The sequence below is a fragment of the Mesorhizobium sp. LjNodule214 genome (assembly GCF_964252735.1).
Lineage (GTDB): Bacteria > Pseudomonadota > Alphaproteobacteria > Rhizobiales > Rhizobiaceae > Mesorhizobium.
Genome location: NZ_CAXUPE020000001.1, coordinates 1,714,691 through 1,737,157 on the forward strand (window position 1 = coordinate 1,714,691; position 22,467 = coordinate 1,737,157).

At 61.2% G+C, this 22,467-nt stretch carries 23 protein-coding genes, 2 tRNA genes and 1 pseudogene; 7 read left to right on the forward strand and 19 right to left on the reverse strand.

All coding sequences use genetic code 11. The features are described 5' to 3' along the window. Nucleotides 1-637: 637 nt before the first annotated feature. From ACSQ3Z_RS08210 to ACSQ3Z_RS08260, 11 genes are all read right to left on the reverse strand, one after another. Nucleotides 638-1,753 carry a hypothetical protein gene (locus tag ACSQ3Z_RS08210; protein WP_436170801.1) on the reverse strand — a complete coding sequence of 372 codons (1,116 nt, stop codon included), beginning with the start codon at nucleotides 1,751-1,753 and terminating at the stop codon, nucleotides 638-640. Between the two features lie 822 nt (nucleotides 1,754-2,575). Further along, nucleotides 2,576-2,651: transfer RNA gene (locus tag ACSQ3Z_RS08215), tRNA-Phe, on the reverse strand. Nucleotides 2,652-2,911: 260 nt separating this feature from the next. Beyond that, nucleotides 2,912-3,109, reverse strand: a complete 198-nt coding sequence (yacG, locus tag ACSQ3Z_RS08220; RefSeq protein ID WP_120018472.1) for a DNA gyrase inhibitor YacG — start codon at nucleotides 3,107-3,109, stop codon at nucleotides 2,912-2,914. After that, complete coding sequence (locus ACSQ3Z_RS08225) at nucleotides 3,106-3,732, reverse strand: Maf-like protein (RefSeq protein ID WP_436170802.1); 627 nt, start codon at nucleotides 3,730-3,732, stop codon at nucleotides 3,106-3,108. The genes yacG and ACSQ3Z_RS08225 overlap by 4 nt, the downstream gene beginning before the upstream one ends. Before the next feature lie 24 nt (nucleotides 3,733-3,756). Beyond that, complete coding sequence (infA, locus tag ACSQ3Z_RS08230; protein ID WP_006200926.1) at nucleotides 3,757-3,975, reverse strand: translation initiation factor IF-1; 219 nt, start codon at nucleotides 3,973-3,975, stop codon at nucleotides 3,757-3,759. A gap of 87 nt (nucleotides 3,976-4,062) precedes the next feature. Beyond that, complete coding sequence (locus ACSQ3Z_RS08235) at nucleotides 4,063-4,515, reverse strand: low molecular weight phosphatase family protein (RefSeq protein WP_436171869.1); 453 nt, start codon at nucleotides 4,513-4,515, stop codon at nucleotides 4,063-4,065. Between the two features lies 1 nt (nucleotide 4,516). Further along, complete coding sequence (locus ACSQ3Z_RS08240) at nucleotides 4,517-5,002, reverse strand: UPF0262 family protein (RefSeq protein ID WP_436170803.1); 486 nt, start codon at nucleotides 5,000-5,002, stop codon at nucleotides 4,517-4,519. A 5-nt stretch (nucleotides 5,003-5,007) separates the two neighbouring features. Continuing rightward, nucleotides 5,008-6,300 carry a histidinol dehydrogenase gene (gene hisD / locus ACSQ3Z_RS08245; RefSeq protein ID WP_436170804.1) on the reverse strand — a complete coding sequence of 431 codons (1,293 nt, stop codon included), beginning with the start codon at nucleotides 6,298-6,300 and terminating at the stop codon, nucleotides 5,008-5,010. A gap of 9 nt (nucleotides 6,301-6,309) precedes the next feature. Continuing rightward, on the reverse strand, nucleotides 6,310-6,744 hold the full coding sequence (locus ACSQ3Z_RS08250; RefSeq protein ID WP_436170805.1) for a DUF2948 family protein: 435 nt from the start codon (nucleotides 6,742-6,744) through the stop codon (nucleotides 6,310-6,312). A gap of 152 nt (nucleotides 6,745-6,896) precedes the next feature. Further along, entirely contained in the window at nucleotides 6,897-8,189 is a 1,293-nt protein-coding gene (gene murA, locus ACSQ3Z_RS08255; protein ID WP_436170806.1) for a UDP-N-acetylglucosamine 1-carboxyvinyltransferase, read from the reverse strand. Nucleotides 8,190-8,329: 140 nt separating this feature from the next. Further along, nucleotides 8,330-8,506, reverse strand: coding sequence for a hypothetical protein (locus ACSQ3Z_RS08260; protein WP_436170807.1), 177 nt, complete (start codon nucleotides 8,504-8,506; stop codon nucleotides 8,330-8,332). A 161-nt stretch (nucleotides 8,507-8,667) separates the two neighbouring features. Between ACSQ3Z_RS08260 and ACSQ3Z_RS08265 the strand changes: the two genes are divergently transcribed. The 4 genes from ACSQ3Z_RS08265 to ACSQ3Z_RS08280 all read left to right on the forward strand — a co-directional run bounded on the left by ACSQ3Z_RS08265 (nucleotide 8,668) and on the right by ACSQ3Z_RS08280 (nucleotide 11,544). Beyond that, nucleotides 8,668-8,742: transfer RNA gene (locus tag ACSQ3Z_RS08265), tRNA-Thr, on the forward strand. Between the two features lie 176 nt (nucleotides 8,743-8,918). Further along, a complete protein-coding gene (locus ACSQ3Z_RS08270) occupies nucleotides 8,919-9,947 on the forward strand; it encodes a hypothetical protein (protein ID WP_436170808.1) in 1,029 nt (342 codons plus the stop codon). A gap of 416 nt (nucleotides 9,948-10,363) precedes the next feature. Continuing rightward, a complete protein-coding gene (locus ACSQ3Z_RS08275; protein WP_436170809.1) occupies nucleotides 10,364-10,855 on the forward strand; it encodes an NAD(P)H-binding protein in 492 nt (163 codons plus the stop codon). Further along, nucleotides 10,774-11,544 (forward strand): complex I NDUFA9 subunit family protein, encoded by a 771-nt coding sequence (locus ACSQ3Z_RS08280; protein ID WP_436170810.1) that lies wholly within the window; start codon nucleotides 10,774-10,776, stop codon nucleotides 11,542-11,544. The genes ACSQ3Z_RS08275 and ACSQ3Z_RS08280 overlap by 82 nt, the downstream gene beginning before the upstream one ends. 317 nt (nucleotides 11,545-11,861) lie before the next feature. On the opposite strand, the gene ACSQ3Z_RS08285 is transcribed toward ACSQ3Z_RS08280, so the two are convergent. Then, nucleotides 11,862-12,125: a hypothetical protein gene (locus ACSQ3Z_RS08285; protein WP_436170811.1), complete on the reverse strand. Its 264-nt coding sequence runs from the start codon at nucleotides 12,123-12,125 to the stop codon at nucleotides 11,862-11,864. 1,546 nt (nucleotides 12,126-13,671) lie between these two features. Next, nucleotides 13,672-14,504 (reverse strand): annotated as a pseudogene (locus tag ACSQ3Z_RS08290) (ATP-dependent DNA ligase). Between the two features lie 482 nt (nucleotides 14,505-14,986). Here ACSQ3Z_RS08290 and ACSQ3Z_RS08295 point away from each other — a divergent pair. Further along, on the forward strand, nucleotides 14,987-15,172 hold the full coding sequence (locus ACSQ3Z_RS08295) for a hypothetical protein (RefSeq protein ID WP_436170812.1): 186 nt from the start codon (nucleotides 14,987-14,989) through the stop codon (nucleotides 15,170-15,172). Between the two features lie 361 nt (nucleotides 15,173-15,533). Here ACSQ3Z_RS08295 and ACSQ3Z_RS08300 read toward each other — a convergent pair whose 3' ends face one another. From ACSQ3Z_RS08300 to ACSQ3Z_RS08310, 3 genes are all read right to left on the reverse strand, one after another. Further along, nucleotides 15,534-15,698 (reverse strand): hypothetical protein, encoded by a 165-nt coding sequence (locus ACSQ3Z_RS08300; RefSeq protein ID WP_436170813.1) that lies wholly within the window; start codon nucleotides 15,696-15,698, stop codon nucleotides 15,534-15,536. 828 nt (nucleotides 15,699-16,526) lie between these two features. Continuing rightward, a complete protein-coding gene (locus ACSQ3Z_RS08305) occupies nucleotides 16,527-16,652 on the reverse strand; it encodes a hypothetical protein (RefSeq protein WP_436170814.1) in 126 nt (41 codons plus the stop codon). Nucleotides 16,653-16,684: 32 nt separating this feature from the next. Continuing rightward, entirely contained in the window at nucleotides 16,685-17,032 is a 348-nt protein-coding gene (locus tag ACSQ3Z_RS08310; RefSeq protein WP_436170815.1) for a hypothetical protein, read from the reverse strand. A gap of 1,088 nt (nucleotides 17,033-18,120) precedes the next feature. Here ACSQ3Z_RS08310 and ACSQ3Z_RS08315 point away from each other — a divergent pair. After that, entirely contained in the window at nucleotides 18,121-18,324 is a 204-nt protein-coding gene (locus ACSQ3Z_RS08315; RefSeq protein ID WP_436170816.1) for a hypothetical protein, read from the forward strand. A 176-nt stretch (nucleotides 18,325-18,500) separates the two neighbouring features. Here ACSQ3Z_RS08315 and ACSQ3Z_RS08320 read toward each other — a convergent pair whose 3' ends face one another. Beyond that, nucleotides 18,501-19,277 (reverse strand): hypothetical protein, encoded by a 777-nt coding sequence (locus ACSQ3Z_RS08320; RefSeq protein ID WP_436170817.1) that lies wholly within the window; start codon nucleotides 19,275-19,277, stop codon nucleotides 18,501-18,503. A gap of 511 nt (nucleotides 19,278-19,788) precedes the next feature. On the opposite strand from ACSQ3Z_RS08320, the gene ACSQ3Z_RS08325 reads away from it, so the two are divergent. Further along, nucleotides 19,789-20,178: a hypothetical protein gene (locus tag ACSQ3Z_RS08325; protein ID WP_436170818.1), complete on the forward strand. Its 390-nt coding sequence runs from the start codon at nucleotides 19,789-19,791 to the stop codon at nucleotides 20,176-20,178. Nucleotides 20,179-20,275: 97 nt separating this feature from the next. Here ACSQ3Z_RS08325 and ACSQ3Z_RS08330 read toward each other — a convergent pair whose 3' ends face one another. Then, on the reverse strand, nucleotides 20,276-21,280 hold the full coding sequence (locus tag ACSQ3Z_RS08330; RefSeq protein WP_436170819.1) for a L,D-transpeptidase family protein: 1,005 nt from the start codon (nucleotides 21,278-21,280) through the stop codon (nucleotides 20,276-20,278). Between the two features lie 266 nt (nucleotides 21,281-21,546). After that, the gene (locus ACSQ3Z_RS08335) at nucleotides 21,547-22,302 is read right to left on the reverse strand and encodes a GGDEF domain-containing protein (RefSeq protein ID WP_436170820.1); all 756 of its coding nucleotides are present in this window, start codon (nucleotides 22,300-22,302) and stop codon (nucleotides 21,547-21,549) included. Nucleotides 22,303-22,467 lie beyond the last annotated feature (165 nt).

A 22,467-nucleotide genomic window follows, 5' to 3' on the forward strand; every position in this document is an offset into this window, starting at 1 on the left:
CGAACTGCAATCGGGGCCGAGACTGCGCCTCGGCTCAGACGGCGTAGGGACCCTGCGCTCATCGCACGTACATTCACGACACCAAACGGGATAGCGGCCAACTCAATCGCCTCACGGCAGGCGCGAACCATTGCACTCGGCGTGCCCGGTATCGCTTCAATTGTCGTCACGGCCGATGAGCGACCGCTCCCGTAGGGCCAGAGGATGCGTGGCAGGACGATGGATTTTGGTACGCTTGCGGCCGCGGCCGCGGCCGCCGTGGCGGCGGGGCCACTGGGGTTATCGCTTGGAGGGGCGCTTGCTGCGCTACTTTCGGACGAGGCGTCTTCCCTGCTAAGTTGGCCGCTCGCTCCAACGCTCGCGCCGCCGAGTTGGCCGCTGGCTCCAACGCTTGCGCCGACCGAGCCGTTGCCAGTTCCGACCGAAGCTCCGGCGCCTGCTCCTCCTACGCTACCGACGTCCGCGCCAACACCGATTGACGCCCCGTTCTGGCCAACGCCCACACTGGCGCCAACCCCGACATTTCCGGCCCGAGCGCCAACTCCCGCCTCAAGGGCCATGGCAGGCTCGATCGCTATCGCAATCGAGAAAGCGGCTGCGAGATATTTGCGCATCGCAATCCTCCGTTCCCCGGCTGTCATTGGCGGAATCCCTCAGCCGGCGGCCGCGTGGGAAGCAGCGCGTCTGGCAGCACGATCGTCATCAGCCGAGCGGCTCGCGACTTGCGCACTTCCGCGCTGCCGACTTCCTGCTGCCCCGAGTTAGGCGACGATCTGCGCTGAGACGCGCGCGCTCTCGCGCGATCGATGGGGCGTGCCTTTGTTGCGTTTTCGACATGCGAGGTGCGACGCTCAGCCGAGCGCTCAAGGGCGTCGATGTCCTTGCGTGCCGAAGCGAGGTCGCGGGCCAGGCCAATGGTCTTTTCGCGCTCCTGCTCCCACGCCTCTTTGAACGCCGTCAATTCCCGCTTTGCCGCGTCGCGTTCCCGCCGAGCGGTTTCAAGATCGCTGGCAAGCGAGTTTGCTCTTTCGCGTTCCCGTGCGAGCGCCTCGCCAACTTGCCTTGCAGCAGCTTCGGCAAGCTGCCGGCCCTGGATGGCGCCGGCCTGCGTTGTCGCTGCCAGCTTCGCGCTTGCCTCCAGCACTTCGCTGGACTGACGGGCCTCGGCGAAACCACGCTCCAGGAGCCCGACCTTCCGGCGCTCCTCTTCAAGCGCCTGCCTTGTCCCGGCCAGAGACGCCTCAGCGGTATTGCGCGCCGCTTCGGCAAGCTGCCGGCCCTGGATGGCGCTGGCCTGCGTTGTCGCCGCCAGCTTCGCGCTTGCCTCCAGCACTTCGATGGACTGGCGGGCCTCCGCGATATCTCGCTCCAGGAGCCCGACCTTCCGGCGCTCCTCGTCAAGCGCCTGCCTTGTCCCGGCCAGAGACGCTTCCGCGGTATCGCGCGCCGCAACGGCCTCGGCAGCAAGTTCCTGGCGGGCCGCCGCCAGTTCGCGGGGCAGATTTTCCTTATGCGCGCTGCTGGTCTTGATTGCATCGATTTCCTTACGTGGCGTGAGGAAACTCTGTTCATTTGCTGCGCGTTCGCGTTCAGCCAGGTCGTGCTCCTCCTTTGCCAGGACTTGCGAGGCAAGCGCCTGGGCGCGGGCTGCCTCGAATTCCATGCGAGCGGCGCTCAGACCACGCCTCAACGCGTCGACCCAGGATCGCTCCCGCTCGAGGGCGCGCTTCTGTGCCGCCGCAGCAGGCTCCATCGGGATGCCATTCGGCTGCGAGAGTTGGACGCGAGTGACGGGAGGTTTCGTTTCTGGCGGAACGAGTGCGATTGCCGCAAATCCAAACAGCACCAGGCAAATCGGAATGAAGGGCAGCGGGGCAGCGCCCGACTGTTTGCGGCCGTCATGAAGCAACACAGCTATTGTCGCGTGTGCTCGGTCAGGAGAGTGGCCGAGGGGCGTGGAAGCCCAGTTGGATCTCCGCCCGTGATCCATTGCGGATCCTCCATGGGTCGACCGCACTGGTGAAACGCTTGCCTGTGGCGTCAGAGTCGACGCAAACCCGAGCGCCCCGCGCTACCGCGCCAGGCAACCCTCAGGCATGTCACTCAAGCTATCAAAGGCATGTAGGGGCAGTAAGTACCGAATAAGGGTAGGGGGGTTCCCAATCTTCTCGAAACTGTCCGCACAGGGTCTCCTAAAGTATTAACTGCCATGGGCTTCGACGATCTCCCTTGTACGGCACACACAATGTCAAACCCTCAGCTCCGACGATTGTCGAGGACATGCGCTGCGGTGAGCACGCCAAAAGCGTCGCCCGGCATCCTCACCAGGCTCCGCGATCCAATGCATTCCGGATCCTTGGAGTTGCTGATTGCGTCTGTGACCCGAAGAAGCCGATCACAGACGCCGCAGCCAGGTCGCCAGCGCCGCCACCATCCTCGGCGATGAAACTACGAGGCGCGTTCGATCGCAGCCAAGCCTCTTCCGAGCCGCCACACTTGCGGTTTGCAACATGGAAACAGGTATGGGTACACCGCACCTGATTACCAAAAGCGTTGATTTTCTTGAGGGAAGTGATGGTGCCCAGAGGCGGATTCGAACCACCGACACGCGGATTTTCAGTCCGCTGCTCTACCAACTGAGCTATCTGGGCCTCGCCGGCAAACGAGATGTCGCTGACCGGATTTCAGGAAGGCGCCGTGGGCGCCCCTTGAAAGCGCGTGGGTTATAGCACGGGAATTCCGCCTGTCCAGCGCTTAAGCGTTGATTTCCAGGGCAATTGCATCGGGCAGATGATAGCGCCCTCGATACGTGTAATTGTCGCCGTCGGCGCCGCCCCTCATCCGCCTGCCGGCACCTTCTCCACGTAAACGGGGCGAAGGGGATTGGTCGCAGCGCCGGCGCCGAACAGCCCTATTTCGGCCCGTCCGTGTCCGGCTCTTCCTCGTCGTCGCGGGCCGAGATGACATAGGCGCCCTTCAGCCAGCGGTTGAGGTCGATGTCCTTGCAGCGCGTCGAGCAGAATGGATAGGTTTCGCGCGCCGAGGGCTTGCCGCATTCGGGGCAGGGGCGCTTTGGGCGCAGCGGCGTCACCTTGTCGTCCAGGCTCATGGCCGCGCGGTGAGCCAGCTGGTGTGGACCTTGAAGCCCTCGCCGGAAAGCAGCGCCACCGTCTCGTAGAGCGGCAAGCCGACGATGTTGGTGTAGGAGCCGACCAGCTTGACGACGAAGGAGCCGGCCAGGCCCTGCACAGCGTAGCCGCCGGCCTTGCCGCGCCATTCGCCGGAGGCGACATAGGCGTCGATCTCCTCGCGCGGCAGCCGCTTGAAGCGTACCCTGGTCTCGACCAGGCGCAGGCGTTGCTTGCCGCCAGGCGTGATCAGGCAGATGCCGGAATAGACCCGGTGCGAACGGCCGGACAGCAAGCCCAGGCAGTTCACGGCGTCGTCGAGCGTCTCGGCCTTGGGCAGTATGCGCCGCCCGACGGCCACCACCGTGTCGGCGGCGAGCACGAAGGCGGGCGCATGGTCGTCCTCGCTCTGCAGCGAGGCCAGCGCCTTCTCGGCCTTCTCCTTCGACAGCCGCTTGGCCAGCGAGCGCGGATGCTCGGCGCGCAGCGGCGTCTCGTCGACATCGGCCGGCAGAACGCGGTCCGGCTCGATGCCGGCCTGCTGCAAAAGCTCGATCCGGCGCGGCGAACCCGAAGCAAGCACCAGCTTCTGCAAAATGCTCATCGCGATTCCGGCAGGCTCTTGATCTTACTTGAAACGGTAGGTGATGCGGCCCTTGGTCAGGTCGTAGGGCGTCATCTCGACCAGGACCTTGTCGCCGGTCAACACGCGGATGCGGTTCTTGCGCATGCGGCCGGCCGTATGGGCGATGATTTCGTGTTCGTTTTCGAGCTTCACCCGGAACATCGCGTTGGGCAGCAATTCCGTCACGACACCCGGAAACTCGAGGACTTCTTCCTTCGGCATTCGATACCTTTGCTTGGATGGCAGTTCCAGCGCGCCGGCCGGAATTTTGGCGGAACCTATATGATAATCGCCCGCTTGTGAACACGCTTAATCCGCGGCGTTTTTTGCCCGTGGCGCCAGGAAACGGCCGGATATCCGCGCCTTCAGCCGCTCGCGCACGTCGCGATAGGCAGCCATGATGTGCTCGCGCGTGCCACCGGCGCCGGTCGGGTCCGGCATCGGCCAGTATTCGACGTCGACGGGGAGCGAGCGGGTGAGTTCGAGCGCGGCATGGTGCGCCTCCGGCGCCAGCGTCACGATCAGGTCGAAATAGTCGTCCTCGAGATCGTCCATGGTTCTCGGCTGCCGCTCGCCGAGCGTGAGACCCTCCTCGGCAAGCACCGCATCGACGAACGGGTCGCGCTCGCCGCCGCGCACGCCGGCCGAGGCGACGAAGGTGGCGACGGGCAGCATGCGCCGCGCCAATTGCTCGGCCATCGGCGAGCGCACGGCATTCATGCCGCACAGGAACAGGATCGAACGGGGCAGAGGGGCAGGCAGGTCAACCTCGCCAGTGCAGCACACAGACCAGCGTGAACAGCCGGCGCGCCGTGTCGAAGTCGATGTCGATCTTGCCGGCAAGCCGGTCCATCAGCGTCTGCGAACCCTCATTGTGCAGCCCGCGCCGCCCCATGTCGATCGCCTCGATATGGCTGGGCGTCGAGGAACGGATGGCGTCGTAGTAGCTTTCGCAGATCAAATAGTAATCCCTGACGATGCGCCGCAGCGGCGTCAGCGACAGGATGTGGGTGACGACCGCAGCGCCATCCTCGCGCGCCACCGCAAACACCAGGCGCGACTCGGCCAGCGACAGCTTCAGCCGGTAAGGCCCGGCGCCGTCGTCATTGACCGGCAGGAAGCTGTTTTCCTCGATCAGGTCGAAGATCGCCACCGCGCGCTCATGTTCGACGTCGGGCGTCGAACGGCCGATCGATTCGTCGAGTTCGACGTCGATCAGCCTGGCGCGGGTTCGATCGTAGTCAGACATGGTTGCTACATGTTCAGCCTGATGGCGACGGAACGTCCATGCGCATCCAGCCCCTCCGCCTTGGCCAGCGCGATCGCCGCCGGCGCCAGCGCCCGGAGCTGCTCCGGCCCGAGCTTCAGGGTCGAGGTACGCTTCACGAAATCGAGCACGGACAAGCCTGAGGAAAAGCGGGCCGAACGCGCCGTCGGCAGCACATGGTTGGAGCCGCCGACATAGTCCCCGATGACCTCCGGCGTATGACGGCCGAGGAACACAGCACCCGCATTGCGCATCCTGGACAGAAAGGCCTCCGGCTCGTCGATGGCAAGCTCGACATGTTCGGCCGCTATGCGGTCGACCAGCGGCAACGAGGCCTCGATCGCCGGCACCAGGATCACCGCGCCGAAGTCGCGCCAGCTCGCCGCAGCCGTCTCGGCGCGCGGCAGGCTCTGCAACTGGCGCTCGACAGCCTGTTCGACTGCGCTGCCGAAAGCCGGATCGTCGGTGATCAGGATCGACTGCGCCGACACGTCATGCTCGGCCTGGGCCAAAAGGTCGGCGGCGATCCAGTCGGGATCGTTGCTGCCGTCGGCCACGACCAGCACTTCCGACGGCCCGGCGATCATGTCGATGCCGACGGTGCCGAACACCTGGCGCTTGGCGGCCGCGACATAGGCATTGCCAGGCCCGACGATCTTGGCGACCGGCCTGATCGTCTCGGTGCCATAGGCGAGTGCGGCGATCGCCTGCGCGCCGCCGACGCGGTAGATCTCGGACACGCCGGCAATATCAGCCGCCACCAGCACCAGCGGGTTGATGACGCCGCCGGGCGCCGGCACCACCATGACGATGCGCTCGACGCCCGCCACCTTGGCCGGCACGGCGTTCATCAGAACCGAGCTCGGGTAGCTCGCCGTGCCGCCCGGTACATAGAGCCCGACCGCCTCGATCGCCGTCCAGCGCGAGCCGAGCTCGACGCCGGCGGCATCGGTATAGAGGTCGTCCTTCGGCTTCTGCCGCTCGTGATGGGAGCGGATGCGGTCGCGCGCGAAGCTCAGCGCCTCGATCGTCGCCGGATCGGCATCTGCATAAGCCTTGGTGATGTCGTCCCTCGAAACGGCAATGCCGAGCTTGTTCAGGTCGGCCTTGTCGAATTTCAGCGTGTAGTCGATCAGTGCCGCGTCGCCCTCGGCGCGCAGGCGCGCGATGATGGCGCGCACGGCGGCATCGACGTCCTCCGACACCTCCCGCTTGGTCAACAGGAAGGCGGCGAAACGCTGTTCGAAATCGGTTTCGGACTGGCGGAGCGTGATGGCCATCTGATGCGATCAGGCCCTGTGCACGGGGCGCGAGGTTGCTTCCCAGGCGCCGCTAATGTCGGCAAGGCGGGCCTCGATGCACTCGACATCGAGCATGATCGTGCCACCGCCCGCAAAGATCAGTTCGACGATGCCGGCCGGCTTGCTGATTTCGACGAAGCTGATCGCCAGCAGCGACAGCACCTCGGCCGGTTTGTTTCGGGCAATGCCGTTGGTCTTGGCGCCGAGCACCCGGTCGAAATGCAGCACCGCCTGCCGCCGCTCATTGTGCTGGCGGAACAGGCCGGATTTCGCCTCCCAGACGAAGCGGTTCATGGTCAGCACGAAGCGCTTGGCCGCCGGCAGGAATTCAAGGTCGCCGACCTTCATCACAGCATCCTGGACATGGGCCGAGACGATGCTCAGATCCTGATCGTCGAGGGCGACAAGCTTGAGGGCATTCATGCGGATTTCGCACCTGAAAGTTGACTGTTCCGCCTTCTGTTAGAGCATGATCCCGAAAAGTGGAAACCGGTTTTCGGAAAAGAACATGCTCAGGCAGGAATCTGGAGGTCTTCCAGTCCGTCCGACCGCTCGCCAGGCCTTGCGAAAATCGCCTACCCCGAAATCCGCTCGATCACCGCGCCGCAGCCGGACAGCTTCTCCTCCAGCCGCTCGAAGCCGCGGTCGAGGTGATAGACGCGGTTGACCGTGGTCTCGCCTTCGGCGGCAAGGCCGGCAATCACCAGCGACACCGAGGCGCGCAGGTCTGTCGCCATCACGGGCGCGCCCTTAAGCTTCGACACACCGTCGACGATCGCCGTCTGGCCGGAGAGCGTGATGTGGGCGCCGAGCCGGGCGAGCTCCTGCACATGCATGAAGCGGTTTTCGAAGATCGTCTCGGTGATGCGCGACTTGCCCTTGGCCATCGTCATGAGGCCCATGAACTGCGCCTGCAGATCGGTCGGGAAGGCCGGGAAGGGCGCCGTCGTCACATCGACCGGCGCAATGCCGGCGCCGTTGCGCCGCACACGGATGCCGGAATTGGTCGGCGTGATCTCGGCACCGGTCTGGGCAATGACGTCAAGCGCGGTCTGCAAAAGCTCGGGACGGGCGCCCTCCAGCACGACGTCGCCGCCGGTCATCGCCACGGCCATGGCATAGGTGCCGGTCTCGATGCGGTCCGGAATGACCCGGACGCGGGCGCCGGACAGCACCTCGACGCCGTCGATGGTGATGGTTGGCGTGCCGGCGCTGGAAATCTTCGCGCCCATGGCGTTGAGGCAGTCGGCGAGATTGACGATCTCGGGCTCGCAAGCGGCGTTTTCAAGCACCGTTTCACCCTTGGCCAGCGACGCCGCCATCATCAGCACATGGGTGGCGCCCACAGACACTTTCGGGAACACATAGCGGTTGCCGACGAGGCGGCCGTTCTTGGTCTTGGCGATGACATAGCCGGTGTCGACGTCGAGATCGGCGCCCAGCGCCTGCAGGCCTTCGAGGAACAGATCGACCGGACGCGTGCCGATGGCGCAGCCGCCGGGTAGCGACACTTTCGCTTCGCCCATGCGCGCCAGCAGCGGCCCGATGACCCAGAAGGACGCGCGCATCTTCGACACCAGCTCATAGGGCGCGGTGGTGTCGACGATGTTGCGGGCGGAGAAATTGATGGTGCGCGAATAGCCTTCCTGCTGCTTCTCGCGGCGGCCGTTGACCGAATAATCGACGCCGTGATTGCCGAGAATGCGGATCAGCTGCTCGACATCGGCCAGATGCGGCACGTTCTCCAGCGTCAGCGTGTCGTCGGTGAGCAGCGAGGCGATCATCAGCGGAAGTGCTGCGTTTTTGGCGCCCGAAATCGGAATGCTTCCGGCAAGCTTGTTGCCGCCGACAATTCTGATGCGATCCATGGAAGAACGTCCCCTCGGCCGAAAGGCCGGTTTCAATCGTTTGAGTATCGGCCCGTCTAGACCATTGGCCGGCTTGGTTCAAGGAATAGGATTTCCACAGCCTTGGACCAAGTGTGGCCGGCCAGTGTGGCTGATTTGAGTTAATCCTTTCCAGTTTTGCCCGACGCCTGCAGCCCTTCAGGCCGCTCGTCGGCCGCGCCGGTTCGCCGCGAGCGCGACTGCGCCTTGCGTTTCTGCAGATTGGCGCGCAACTGCTCGGCAAGCCTGTCCTTGCGGCTCGCGCCACTCTTTTTCGGTGGAATTGTCTTGTCGTCCATCGACCCGTCCCGGCCGGCGACCCGCCAGCCCGGCATTCAGGGATAGCCAACATTGTGGCGCCGCCATGTCATCAAAAGCTATCCGGCAAAGGCTTTCACAGATGCGTTGCGCTTGGCCTTGCGCTTGCCGGTTCGATATGGCAGAAGCCCCGCCATCGGCGGCTGCGGTAGCTCAGTGGTAGAGCACTCCCTTGGTAAGGGAGAGGTCGAGAGTTCAATCCTCTCTCGCAGCACCAGCCTATCCCCTTGAAATTGCTGAAACCCTTGACATATAAGGCTTCCTGTCCAATCTGATGTTACAAATCATGTAACAAAAGGGAAGGAATCGATGGCGGGGCGAGTTCTACATCTCCTGAATCGAAAGGGCCGCTACTTTGCTCGACTGGTCATCCCGAAGGAGCTTCGGCCCTTCATGGATGGCAAGATCGAACTGCGAACGGCGCTTGGTCCTGACTATAAGACAGCACTGAGGGCCCTTCCAGGCGCGGTCGCCAACCTCCAGCATAAAATAGCACTTGGCGAGCGCCGTGCCGCGGAGGCGGGCAAACCTTCCAAGGTGGTCGGCCGCTATCCGCTGTCTTTCGATCAGATCGCCCTACGCAATTACAACGATCGGCTCGCGCAAGACGACGCGCTTAGGAATGCCGGCCCGCAATGGGCCTCTATCTCCATCAACGACCTCGTCGTTGCACAGTTGCGGCGTGGGATTGCCGGGCAACTAAATGACGCTGACCTTGCCGAACTAGTTGAAAATCGCATCGCACGTTTTCGGCAAATTGGAAACACAACGGCCGAATTTGGGTCGAACGAATGGCGCGAACTCGCGCGCGCCATTTGCATCTCGGAATATGAGGCTCTGTCCCGCGTTGCCGAGCGCGATGAAGGCGACTACACCGGAAAGCCAGCACATCCTCTTATCTCTGAGACTGCGCCAGTCACCGACGAGCTTACGCCAGTTCCGCTGAAAGGGTTGCTGGTCGACTACCTCGAGGCCCGCAAGGCTGTGGGGAAGGGTAGAGAAGCCGAGCGACGCTGGACGCCGGTCTTTGCCGACCTCGCCAAGTTCCTCCGCCACGATGACGCCAGGCGACTTACAAAGCAGAACCTTTTAGAATGGCGTGACGCGCGATTGAAGACGTTGTCGGCTAAGACGGTTGCCGACGTTCTTCCGTTGGTCGCGCCGAGTGGGTGTAGCCAAGGTCTCAATTCCCGAGGCGACGGAGCAGCGTGCTACCCCCGGAGCCCGCAAGTGTGTGGGAAGACACCGGGATCGATCCCAAGCGTTTGTCTACTACAGCCTTCCACGACCTTGCCTATAGGTTGGCTAAGTGCCCTTAGCGGCGTCCTCGATCAGCTCGGCTACCAAGTTACGGAACCGCTCATCAGACCTATCGCCGATGTTTCCCACATCTTTCGCCACGATCCCAGGCGCGGACACTGAGACTCCTCCACTCAACTGAACGCTGACAGTGAACGTCCTTCTGATCTTCTTCTCCGGTCCTCGTTTCCTGTGGATTTGGAACCGAATTGACGGCGTTGACGCTTTGACCTGGCGGCGTGGGGCGGTGTCTATGTCGACAGTTATCTCGCCTGCCACGTCAGCCTTGGCCGCTTCCAACGACGCAACAACGACGTCATTTAGCCAAGTCCTGGCTTGCGCGCCGAAGTCCGCCAAAGGGGCCCCGTGCTCCGCCTTCTCATCGCGGGGATACTCCTCCTGCTGACGGCGAGCTTCCTTTCCGCGCTCAAGCGCTTCTTTGAACTTAGGCATCCTGGTTGCCTCCGATCCTTGTCGCCGAGCCGTCTGTTAAATCGGCCATAGCTCCTCCATCGAGTAGAACGCGCGCAATCGGCATTATGTTGCGTAAGCAGAAAGAGGGCGGTGTGCGCGGCCAGCTTCGTTCGGCATTGGAGGCGGGCATCGGCGAAAATGCGAATGCCTTTGGGGCGCGGCCTGGCGCGGTAGCGTTCCCCCGCTGCTCAATTGCTTTCTGGAACAAAAGCATTCCTGTGTTGTTCTCCAGCCGCCCCGATATTCGACGGGTTGAATCATACGCAAGCCTCGCGGCAAGCGTTCGGCAGGAATGCGACAAGGGACGGCGAGCCATGGATCCTGACGATCCCAACAAGGAACGGATCGTCACTGTGTTCGGCGGAACAGGCTTTCTCGGGCGCAGGATTGTGAAGCGTCTCCTGGAAAGGGGTTTCACGGTCCGCGCCGCAACCCGCCACTCGGCTCGCGTGGGTCCGGTCTTTTCATCGAATGGATGGATGCCCGAAGCAGTCGAGGCGGATATATTGGATGCGTCCTCGATCGGCTCGGCCATTGCCGGATCAGAACGATCGTGAATGCAGTCAGTCTCTATGTCGAGCAGGGCGTCCAGACTTTCGAACGCGTCCATGTGAAGGCCGCGGCTGATCTCGCCGCCGCGGCGCGCGATGGCAAGGTCGACCAGTTCATCCAGATTTCGGGGATCGGCTCCGATCCTCAATCGGATTCGAATTATATTCGGGCACGTGGGCGCGGAGAAGCGGCCGTGGAAAGCGCATTTCCCGGCTCTTTCATTGTGCGCCCCTCCGTCATGACAGGACCTGACGACGCTTTCCTCACGACCATTGTGAGGCTGATACGCCTCCTGCCGGTCTATCCGCTGTTCGGCGATGGTGGCACACGGCTTCAACCGGTCTACGTGGCAGACGTCGCAGAAGCCGTGAGCCGGCTGATCGACGGCCGAAACCACAAGGGTTCCTCAATATTCGAATTCGGTGGCCCGCGCATCTACACCTATAAGGAACTGCTTATTGAGATCGCCCGACAGCTCCACACAAACATTAAGCTGATGCCGGTGCCGTTTGCGGTATGGAACGCCTTGGCTGGCGTCGCGGAGCTCCTTCCGGCGGCGCCCATAACGCGTAACCAGGTCGATCTTATGCGTCACGACAACGTGGCAGCAATCGACGTGCCTGGCCTGAAGGAACTCGACATCGTGCCAAGGGACATCGACGAGGTCATCCGCTTGATCGAACAGCGCGCGTGACGCGGCTGCGCGCTCGGCCGGTGGCTATACCGATACGGTTGGCCCCCGCCCAACGGGTGCCGGCCATCTTTCTCCTGAAATCATCAAGCCCGAACAGCTACTCTGCGGGCGGCGCGTTCGGGTCTGGACAATCAGGGTTTGGCCATTCCTCACACGGAGAGGGTCGATCGCCAACGCCGCCATTACGTTCCACGAGTTTTGCCAATCCGTAGGCGAAGGCGAAAAGAAGCGCCAGGATAACCGCTATTCGGACGGCCATTCGGAATCATAGCAGGATCTCGCTTACGATTTGACCATCTGCAGGTAGAGGCGAGCGCCTAGCGCCTCTTGTCCGGCGTCACAGTATGGTTTGTGAAAACCAGGTTGCGGTCAGGGCGCCCCGCGTCCCGGCACGGCTGGCAGAACAGCACCTTGATCAAATCCCAATGCATACATCCATGGTCGTCGCCCAGGCGCCGGGCTAGCGCCGGCACGTCGAGCACGACATGACGCCGGCACGTAATGCAATCGACTGACAGGCCGGTGCCGATCGCGACTTTCTTGCCGAGCGTGTCCTCGACAAAGGGGTATTTCATGGTCATGGGAAAGGCGATCTCCGTTGAAGGGGTCGCCGCAACGGGAGGATTATATTCCTGATATCGATGGTGCTGGCAAGGGCCGCAGAGGGCTCTTTGCACACACGTCAAAGTTGTGAGATGCTGACCTTGGCCGGCCGCTGGGTGTGCCTAGCGGTCATTCATCGTTTATGAGATAGTCCCGCATCAGCCGTGTTGAGGGACGGCCAATGCCATTGCGACACTACAGCGGAGTGTTCGATCCTGCTGATCTGGACTTGCTCCAGCGGGTGTTCGACCAACTTTGCATGGAGCGTCGCCTAGCCAAAAAAGACACGGAACAGAGGGAAGACCTCGCTGAGGAAATCGTCAGCGTTTTCCGGTGCGGGAGCACGGAGGAAGCGGACCTATTAGAGGCCCTTTCTAAGCGCCGCAGGGCCTGATCCAAGAACTCTCTTCTGCGAGTCGTCATAACCGTTAATTTCGGATCGGTCGTCAGGTTCCCGCCGAAACGAGAGATTCAATTCCGGCTCATCCGATTTGAGAGGCAGAGGAGCTAGCTCTTTGGTTTTACTAAATTAGAAAAGACGTTATAATGGGTTATGCCGACAAAATCCCCTCTCATGTCGGCTAGGCCCGGCGGCCGAAACACCGCACCCAACCGCACCCAACCGCCCTCGACCGCCGGACCGCTGGGTGTGCCTTTTTTAGCATTCCCTAACGTAAGAGCGTCTCTTGGACGGTTCGGGAACGGAAGCAGGCCCGGCCAGCCGGCACCCTATTCGCTCAACGAAAAACCCGCCACGGGAGGGACCACGCGGCGGGCTCAATCGGAGCGGCTACATTCCTGAGAAATCGACCGCTACTGCCATAAATGCACGATAGGCGGGACGATTCCAGACAACTTTAACGATGGGTTTATTATATTAGTGATCTCTTAACTAAGCGGCCGGCCGCGCGTCAACGACCTGTGAAAAGGCCGGTGCAGCGCCCTTGCCAAGCCCCAACTGCACCGGCCCTGCGAGACTAGAAACCCGCTCTGGAGGCATTTTATAGCAGATTAGCAATCTCTCAATTGAGACTGAGGGCCCCAAGATCACTGGGCACAAAGACGCAAGGCGAGCCAGATTACCCAGCCGTAGGGGGACGAAACCAAAAGGCCCCGGCGCTTGGATCTGCGCCGGGGCCTTTGGCATATACGAGCTACACCAGCATGTCCGCTTATGAACGTGCGCTAACATGGTGAAGGAAAGGTGAAGCGCCTCTTCGGCAGCCGCGCCCGCGCCCTCAAAGGCTAGCGGGGCGCGGGCCGATTGGGTCACCCCCAACATGCAGCACCGGTTAGAGGCGATGCTGCTATGTGAACAGTTGTTGATCCGCGCAATAAGTTCAACCGAGCCCGGGCTCATCCGATTTGAGGGAGCAGAACGTGCGCCTTTTGGCCAAATACCAATAAGGCGAGGACGGCCTATAGTTCGCCCGCCGGCGAACTACCCCGTTTTCCGGTAGGCCCGGCGGTCAAAGCCCAAGCCACCCCAGCCCCCCGGCCGTCGGGCCGCTGCTACTGGGCTGTTCAATCCTCTTCCCTGAAATCCTGCAACGACGCGTGCCGCAAATCTTCCTCGCCCCGCAGGTGCTTCACACGGCCGATCAGCCCCGGCTTGACCCATTGCGTCGCCGGCCGCTTCATGCCCTTGGGCGCGGCGCCCGCATGCTCCTGCACGCGCTCCCAGAGGCGTTCGCGCATCTCCCGGTTTAAGGTGATGAAGGCCGAGCCGACATAGCGCCCGGTCCCGCGCTCGGCCATCAGAGCGAAGGCTGGCTTACCGGCCTCGCGTTCGACGCCTAGCAACTCGTATTCGTCGATTCTGTAGCATTTCACCTTCAGCCAGTTGGTCGAGGGGCCGCTTCGATATTTGCTGTCTTTGCGCTTCGATACCATGCCCTCCAGACCGGCCTGATCGACAAGGTGGAAGATTGCCTTGGCCTCGCCCTGCAAAGCCTGACTGAACTGAATGCGACCACCTGTAGAGATCATGCTGACAAGAATGTCGCGACGGTCTTCCTGAGACATGTCGCGCAGATCGTGGCCGTTCAGGTGCAGCAGATCGAAGGCGACGAAATAGAGACGTGCCGGCGCCGCGTGATGGCTTTCCGCAGGGCTGCGAAATCGGACAGCCCCACCTCATTGGTGACAATGATCTCGCCGTCAACGATGGCGTTTTGGACGTTCAATTCTTTAGCCGCATCAACCAAGTCTCGATATTTTGCCGACCAATCCAGACCACGACGGGTGAAGATGCGAACGTCCGCGTCGTCGATGATGATCTGTGAGCGGTAGCCGTCGAATTTGACTTCGTGAATCCAGCCCTCGCCCTCGGGAGGTTTCTCGACCAAGGTTGGCATCAGCGGAGGAATGACGACAACCGGACCCCGCCGGCACGCTTACGCATGGAATGCCCCGCAACATCGAATTTGATTCAATATCGCAGAGCTGTTTCCGTTCCGTTAGCTTTTGCTGAATTAACCAATCGTAGACCGCGCTGTCCTATTCTGAGACAGCGCGGTCAACTACTACCCCTGGCTGCGCTGGCGGCTCCGGCAACCCAGCCCCCGCCGCACTGTCGGAGCCGCTACCACACTTCTCTAAAATACCAGCAATGGTTGAATCAACTGTTACCGCACGTCCTTTCTAGTGCGCTTTCCCGATCGTTAGACTTTGATGCAACCGCCACAAGGATGCCCGCCAGCGCGCGTTCTGCTTGAGATGCGCCTTGCGCCTCCTGACGCGTTCCTGTGGGCGAAAGCTGCCTGCCTGGCGGCGACTGGTGCCAAAGTGACGTGACAAGCCGGACGCCTATATGCTTCGGCGGAATAGGGGAGCCACAATGGCCTACACTGTCAGCTGGTATGGAAGACAGGGCATCGTCGATAAGATGACTTTCGACGCCGAGAAGGTCGCGAAAGACCATGCAATCTCCATGTTCCAGACTCGAAACGGCGACGATGGGATTGTGTCCGATGAAGTTCGCAAGGACGACGGCGCTGTCGTCTTCAGCCACGCGGAGAATTAGGAAGGCCCGCGTCTCGCGCGGCCTGGCGCACAAGCCATTTGGCAGTTCTTCGAGGAGGGCCTTGCCCTGTTTCTGCTGGTCGCGTGTTCGCTTGTTGCAAACCCCGAAAACATAAGCCGCTTGAAATGCGAAGGGAGAAAGCCCGCTGCCTGGGGGGTGGGCTGTTGGGGCGGCAGCGGGCTTCGTTGCTAGCAACATCGAGACCATGAGCCGGCGCTAATGCGGAAGACCTTAACGGAACCCGGACAATTTTACCGATCGGTCCGTCGCCTGTGGATACTGGGCAAACGCTGTGTGGCGACCGTCTAGAGCCGCTTGATGCCGTAGCCGGTCGGGCTGGTGTGGGGAGTGTAGATCGTCCCTAGCGGCGCGTCAGGCCCGAACCGACCAGCGGCTCGACACAGCGCGGGCTGATGACCCTACGATCCTTCTTGTCGTCGCAGCATTCATAGCCGGTGACCGGATCATGGTAGCCGGAATACCAATTATGAGCGACGGCAAGCGCGATCAAAAAGAGGCTTAACATGGCGGCTGGGTGGCAGGCCACAACCTGGGCTACCCCGCTCGGTTGCCGGGCCGCCTGAAGGCAGTTAGCTGAACGAAAAACCTCGCCGCTCCATTCGCGAAGCGGCGAGGCCCCCAACCGCCCCAATTGCCGGGCCCCAACACCCGGCGCTTCTGACACTGCAATTCTGGTGCCAGCGGCAAATGATCCATTGTGGGGCAGCCCGGCGCTCGGCTTCACCAGCGCGTCTTTGCTGGCCGCTGCCCTACGTCGCAGAAGTGCCTCGCGCGTCCTGGGGGTAGCGGTGGCGCACCTCGGGTCTTTGTGCCTAGCGACCGTGGGCCCTCAGTCTGATTTGAGAGATTGCTCATCTGTTATAAAGTGAGTTTAGAGCGGGTTTCTAGTCTCGCAGGGCCGGTGCAGTTGGTGCTTGGCAAGGGCGCTGCACCGGCCTTTTCACACGGCGCACCTTTCAGATTAGCGATTGCTAAATTTCGAGACAATTGGATTGCCGAGGCTTAACTGCCGCATGCCATGATCAGGCGAGTTTCCGACTGGAGATGGTGCGATGCGTGCTCGAACTTGGGTCAGGGATGTGCGGCTCGGCGAGGCCCTCGAACTGAGAAAGCACATAGCGGCCCTCGAGCGAGAGCTCATCGCGGAGTCATCTGGCTCTGTCGGAATGTTGAAACTCGCCGAACTTGGCCAACAATTGCGTAGGCACAAATTTCGGTTGGAGGTGCTGGAGCGGTGCATATCCGGGCTCTCCGAACGAGCGCGGCCCGCGGAAATGGCGAGTGATGCACGAAAAGGCGCCCGCGACCCGGGGGTAAGAGGCAGTTCCGCCTGCTAGCAGCGGCTCTCTCCTACATGTTCATCACCCATGATCTGGCGACGGTTCGCGCGATCGCGGATGACGTCGTTGTCATGCATCGTGGTGAAGTGGTCAGGCAAGGCGAGGAGCCCGTTTTTCATACAGCCTTTCCACGACCCTGCCTACAGCTCGTCTACGTGCCTTTGGCGGCGTCCTCGATCAGTTCGGCTACCAAGTTGCGGAACCGCTCGTCAGACCTATCGCCTATGTTTCCCACATCTTTTGCCACGATCCCACGCGCGGACACTGAGACTCCTCCACTCACCTGAACGCTGACGGTAAACGTCCTTCTTATCTTTTTCTGGGGTCCTTGCTTCCTGTAGATTTTGAACCGAATAGACGGTGTTGACGCTTGGTCCAGGCGTGGGGCGGTGTCTATGTCGACAGAAATCTCGCCTGCCACGTCAGCCTTGGCTGCTTCCAACGACGCAACCACAACATCGTTTAGCCAAGCCCTGGCCTGCGCACCGAAGTCGGTCACAGGGGCAACTTGCTACGCCGTCTCGTCGTGGGCGTGCTCCTCGTGCTGACGCCGAGCCTCCTTTCCGCGCTCAAGCGCTTCTTTGAACTTTGGCATCATGATTGCCTCCGTCTTGTCGCCGCCTGGAGGCCGTCTGTTAGATCGGCCATAGCTCTTCCATCGGTAGAACGCGCGTGATCGGCGATATGTTGCGTAAGTGTATTCGGAAAGGACCGCTGCGACGAAGAGGTGTGTGCGCTGTGCCGCGGACCGATCGTGGACAGCTCGCGCTCCGACCTGCAGATTTTCCTCGTGCGCTGCATTGATGCTTAGAGACGTTGTCGGCGTGCCGATAGAGCACTGAAGAAGACGCTCTCAACTCCCTGGCTGCTGAGATGAAGGCCGATCGGGATCTTATTCAGATTATGCTGAGCGAGTGGCTATCCGCCGGTGCGAACGAGGAAGCGAGATGGACGGAAGCGCCTAGCAATGTTCTGCGATCACACCATACGTGCAGTCGGCCTGTCTGTTACTGTCTGGCGGCGGACTTGATTGCCCGCCTGGCCGACGCCCTTTACCCAAAGCCCCCGCCCAACGGGCGCCGGCCATTTCCCGAAATCGGAGGCTACTCTGCGGGCGGCGCGTTCGGGTCTGGGCAATCCAGGTTTGACAACTGTGCACACGGAGAGGGCTGATCGCTAACGCCGCCATAACGTTCCACGAGTTTTGCAAATCCGTAGGCGAAGGCGAAAAGAAGCGCCAGGACAACCACTATTCGGACGGCCATTCGGGATTATAGCAGGACCGCGCCTAGGATTTGACCATCTGCAAGTAGAAGGTGAGCGCGGCTGGGCCGCTATTTGCAGCAATTTAGATGATCGTTGTTTCGCGAGTCCGCTGGGAGCCTCTCGACCTCCTGCCTATATCGGTTTGGCACGGCACCATTTACCCGACGGCGAGGCCGGCATTATCGACAACAACAGGATGTAGGCGGTGCGGAGTTTTATCGTTTTACACAATCCCCAGTTGCTAGACTTGCGTGACACACCGGGAGTTAATTTTGCCTCAGCGTCAGGAGGAAAAAGGGCGCGAACTGGGAGGTGTAGTCCATGACTGACGATTTCGGCATCGCCAATCAATCTGAAAATCAGCCATATGAAGTTATCTCTTTCGCCCAAAAGCATGGCCTGACGATTCCAGCCGCGGATGCGGTTCTTTTCGCCAAGGGCCCGTCTCGCACGGCGTGCGACGCCGCCGCAATGGCCTTCCTCTGTGCAGTCGCCCAATACGCTAAGAAACAATCGGCCCGCTAGCTTTCCACGCCCATTCTGCGCATGCCGAGCAAGCCGAATTCGCCGCCCACGTTGGCGCTTATCGAGGTCGACGGCATGGCGCACCCGAAAAAGCCCGCCGGCCGAAGCCAGCGGGAGGGTCTGAGGTAGCCAGAGTGTGTCTGGCAGATTGCCAACGGTCTGCAGGGGCATTTGTTTCAGGATTTGCTAAAGCGGCTATTGGCCCGCCGCAGCGCGACCGCAGCAAATGCGGCAGTTGCGCTTCCCGAAAACCTGGCCGTCACGGATTGACGGAAGGTCGATTTTTTTGATGCATGGATGCCAAGGAAGTCCTTACCGCAAAGACCGTTGAAGTCCTCGGTGACATTGCTCAACGAACCGGATGTGGTCCCGGGAGCAATCAGCGATATGAGGGCGACGCCCTTGTTCGGAATGGTGATGGAAATGCTGAAGTCCCTTCCTGCGGCAGCGCTCACAGCCGGTATCTCGGAAGCTCCAGTCACGCGATAGACTTGGGTCGTGATCGACGGGTTGCCGCCGTCGAAAGTGAACGCGATATCTACTGATATGGTGTTTTCCAAAGCATCGCCGGTCCCAGCGGAAACCATCCAGATCTCAGAATTGGCGCTATCGGGCACCTCGTTGCTGCGGACCAGGCGCCTTGCCGGAACGCCTCCAACCGTGACGGCATTCAGCTCTCGCTCTTCGTCGGAAAATTTCCAGCTAATTGCGAGCCAGATATCCCGATTGGCAGCGACACCGCCGAGGCTCTTCGAAGGCGCTGTAACCGTTGGGCCAGGAACGACACCGCTGGAATTGAAGGACGAGACAGCCGAGACCGTGATCCGCGGCGAGGCGCGTCGCGGCTTCTCAAAGCTAAAGCTAAAGATCGCCGCCGTGATCGCTAACGCCGCCAGCAGAAGGGCAACGGCCTTCCAAACAACTGACTGCCTTCGATTTCGTCCCGAACGCATGTCGTCACCATCTGGAAACATCATGGAGGCGATACAGTATTTTGTCGAATCCTGGCGGCCTCAAGCGCCCGATCCTCGACGACTACAAAGTCCCGCCAGCGGGCGTTTTCGTCGGCCAAGCGCTATCGCCACCGCTGTCATGGCGGCAAGTTCTTGTATCGCGCAAAACCGATTCCCGCCCGCGGCCTCGGATTTGCTCCACTGTTCCCACCCGAACTTTTCCGCTGCCGATCTTAAGACGTCTCGGCACGTTCATCCTTGAGGAAGCGAAGTCGGCATTCTACCGGATCGGCACCGGTCGTGGCCGAGCTCATACATTGTCGATTCGATGGCGAACAAGTTGGCGGAACAGCGGGCCCTCCTTGCGAGTTATTCCATTAGGAGTGTCTAATATGAGATTCGTGATCGTGCAGGAGCCGACCGACACTTGGGCCGTATTTGACACCTTCGTGGACGTGCCGGCGGATTTCGCTAACCAATGCCTCATAGGGTTGACGCGCGATGGCGCCGAATGGTTCGCGGCAAGGTGCAATCAACAAATGTCGCGAAGCGCTCGGCGCGTTCGGGACACGCCGCGAAGCGTTGTCTCATCGATGCCCAATGCAGAAGCGGTTCGTCGACAGGCCACATGATGACCGAAGAAGCGCTGGCAGCTGTTTTGGAAGTGAGGAACAAGGAAGCCCAGATCCTGGGTGTGTTCGATAGCACCAACAAAACCGAGGCCGCTATTGACGTTTGCCGTTTGGGTGAGGCCGTCCAGTTTGTCGCCAATGCTCCAATCTTGGGCTACGATGTGCGTGCCGCAATGGTTGTATACGGCGACTTGGGAACTCCAACTCTTCGAGCCAGAGATTGCGAGCAGCTGTGGGCCAAATACGGAAAGGCCCCGCTCGCGTCTTAATGAGATAAGATCAGATCTTGCACGGGATACCCGTGCCCTTATTGGCCGCTGGAATGCGCGCTGCAAACACGCGAGCGCCGGCGTTCCGCGTATTGCGCTACTGAGGTTGCTTATCTCCAGCCTCCGCCGTTTCACCCTTGAAGGTAACTTTTGTCCCCTTCTCCACCATAAAGGCGAGGTCTTCTGCATCCCAGTTGGTCAGCCGGATGCAGCCATGCGAGAAGGTCGTGCCGATCTTGCCAGGTTCGGGCGTGCCGTGAATTCCGTAGCTTTCGATTGAAAGGTCGATCCAGATCGATCCCACGGGATTGTTCGGCCCGGCGGCAATGGTGAAGGGCCGCTTGGTGTTCACTCCCTTGAAAGCGAAGTCGGGATCGTAATGATAGGTCGGGTTGTGCACCACGCGTTTGATCTCTGCCTGGCCGCTCGGCGCCGGCTTCTCGTCGCTGCCGATCGAGGCGGGGTAGACTGCAAGCGCTTTGCCGGAAGGATCGAGAACGCGCACCAGGCGGGCGCCTTTGTCGACCTCGACGCCGGCAGTGGCGGCGGGAGGATCGCCCCGACCAACATCCGGCACCAGCAACCTCGTGCCGACCTTCCTGAAGCGGATGCCCGGATTGAGCCGTCCGAGCATTTGTTCGCTGACATGGAAGCGTTCCGCCAGCTTCTCCGTCGCGTTGTGATAGCCGAGCCTCGGCAGGCGGGCCATCCTCTCCAAGCGAGCCGGAATACGTCTGGTGAAAGGTCCGCGCACATCTTTGCGCGTCAGCTCATAGGCTACAAGAACTGGGCTGGCGGAGGTTGCCATCAGCTTGTCCCAGGTCTCCCGCGTGAGCTTGCCATCGGATGGGAATCCGTTCGCCGCCTGAAAAGCCCGGACCGCCTTGGTGAAGTTCTCTGAAACGCGGCCGTCGATCAGGCCCGGCGAGAAGCGGGCGCGATCCAGAACAATCTGCGCCTTCAGTATGGCCGGGCTGACGCCTTTCGGTTCGCCGGCGCTGAATTGGGCCTGATTGACGGCTGTAGAGTCCAGCTTTGCTGCCTCTGTCCCGCTGCATGCCAGCGCGAGCGCCGCGGCGACGCACAGAACGAACCTAATCATCGATGTGACTCCACGAGAACCTGCTTCTATGACGCGGCAGGGTCTATCTGGTTCCGTCCCTGGCAGCTGCAGGACAAACCGACCAGGCGGGGCATTCCCAGCGCCGAAAAGGCTGAGTGAATACGAAGGTCTATCGGTTCATTGTTATGACCGTCACAATGTTACAAAACGTCACGTAAGCCATTGAAATTATTGAATGAGACTAGAGTTCAATCCTCTCTCGCAGCACCAGTTCTCTCAACCATGACTCGACCAGATCCGTCGCTTCAGCTGCGGTCGACGCCTATGTGCGACAATTCCAGTCCGTCCCGGGATTGCGACAAACGCTCCTCCGCCGACCGGAACATGTCCTCGAAGGCGAGTTCGTGCTCGAACACGACGCCGCCGACGCTGATGGCCAGCACGGCTTCCGCGCCCTTCGGCGCGAAATAGACCTGCGCGACGCGGGCTCGGATGCGCTCGCCGATGTCCTTCGCATCCTGTTCGGTCGCGCCGGGCAGAAAGACGCCGAACATCGACGTGCCGATGCGGCCGACGAGATCTTCCTTGCGCACCGACGATTGTATGGTCGAGGCGATGAGCCGCAGGGCCTCGTCGCCCCATTCCAGACCAAAACGCAGATTGAGCGACCTGAGATGCTCCGGGTGGATCACCAGGAAGGCGCCGGAGCGCGGGCCGCTCTGCGCTGGCCTCGATGCCCGTCTTTCGACCAGCGACGTGAAAACCGGCCCGTTCAGGCAGCCGGTCAGCCTGTCATAGGTCGCGGAACGGTTGAGCTCCTGCCGGTAGCGGCGAAGCTCGATCTGCTTCCAGCCGATCACCATGAAAAGCGGCAGGCCGATCGCCAGGGGCAGAAGCGCTGCCGTGATCATGCTGCGTGCGAACGGCGTCAGCCCTTCGCTGAACAGAAGCAGATAGTTGAGGCCCAGCGAAAGGCCGAGACAGCCGGCGGTTCCCAGAAGGGTCAACCACGCGACTTCTTTCCACGCATGGGCAGCGCTGGTCGTCATTGTTTTTGTCACCGGCCAATCTCCTGTCGAATGCGCTGGCATAAGGCCTGTGTGTTGCAATTTCAGTTTCGAGGAACCGTACAATTTGATGAATGGGCCAAATGACGCCCCTGCCCGAGCCAAAACATCAATCCGCGCTTGCTCCAGGGGGAAAACTGCGCCGCAACGGTTAACAAA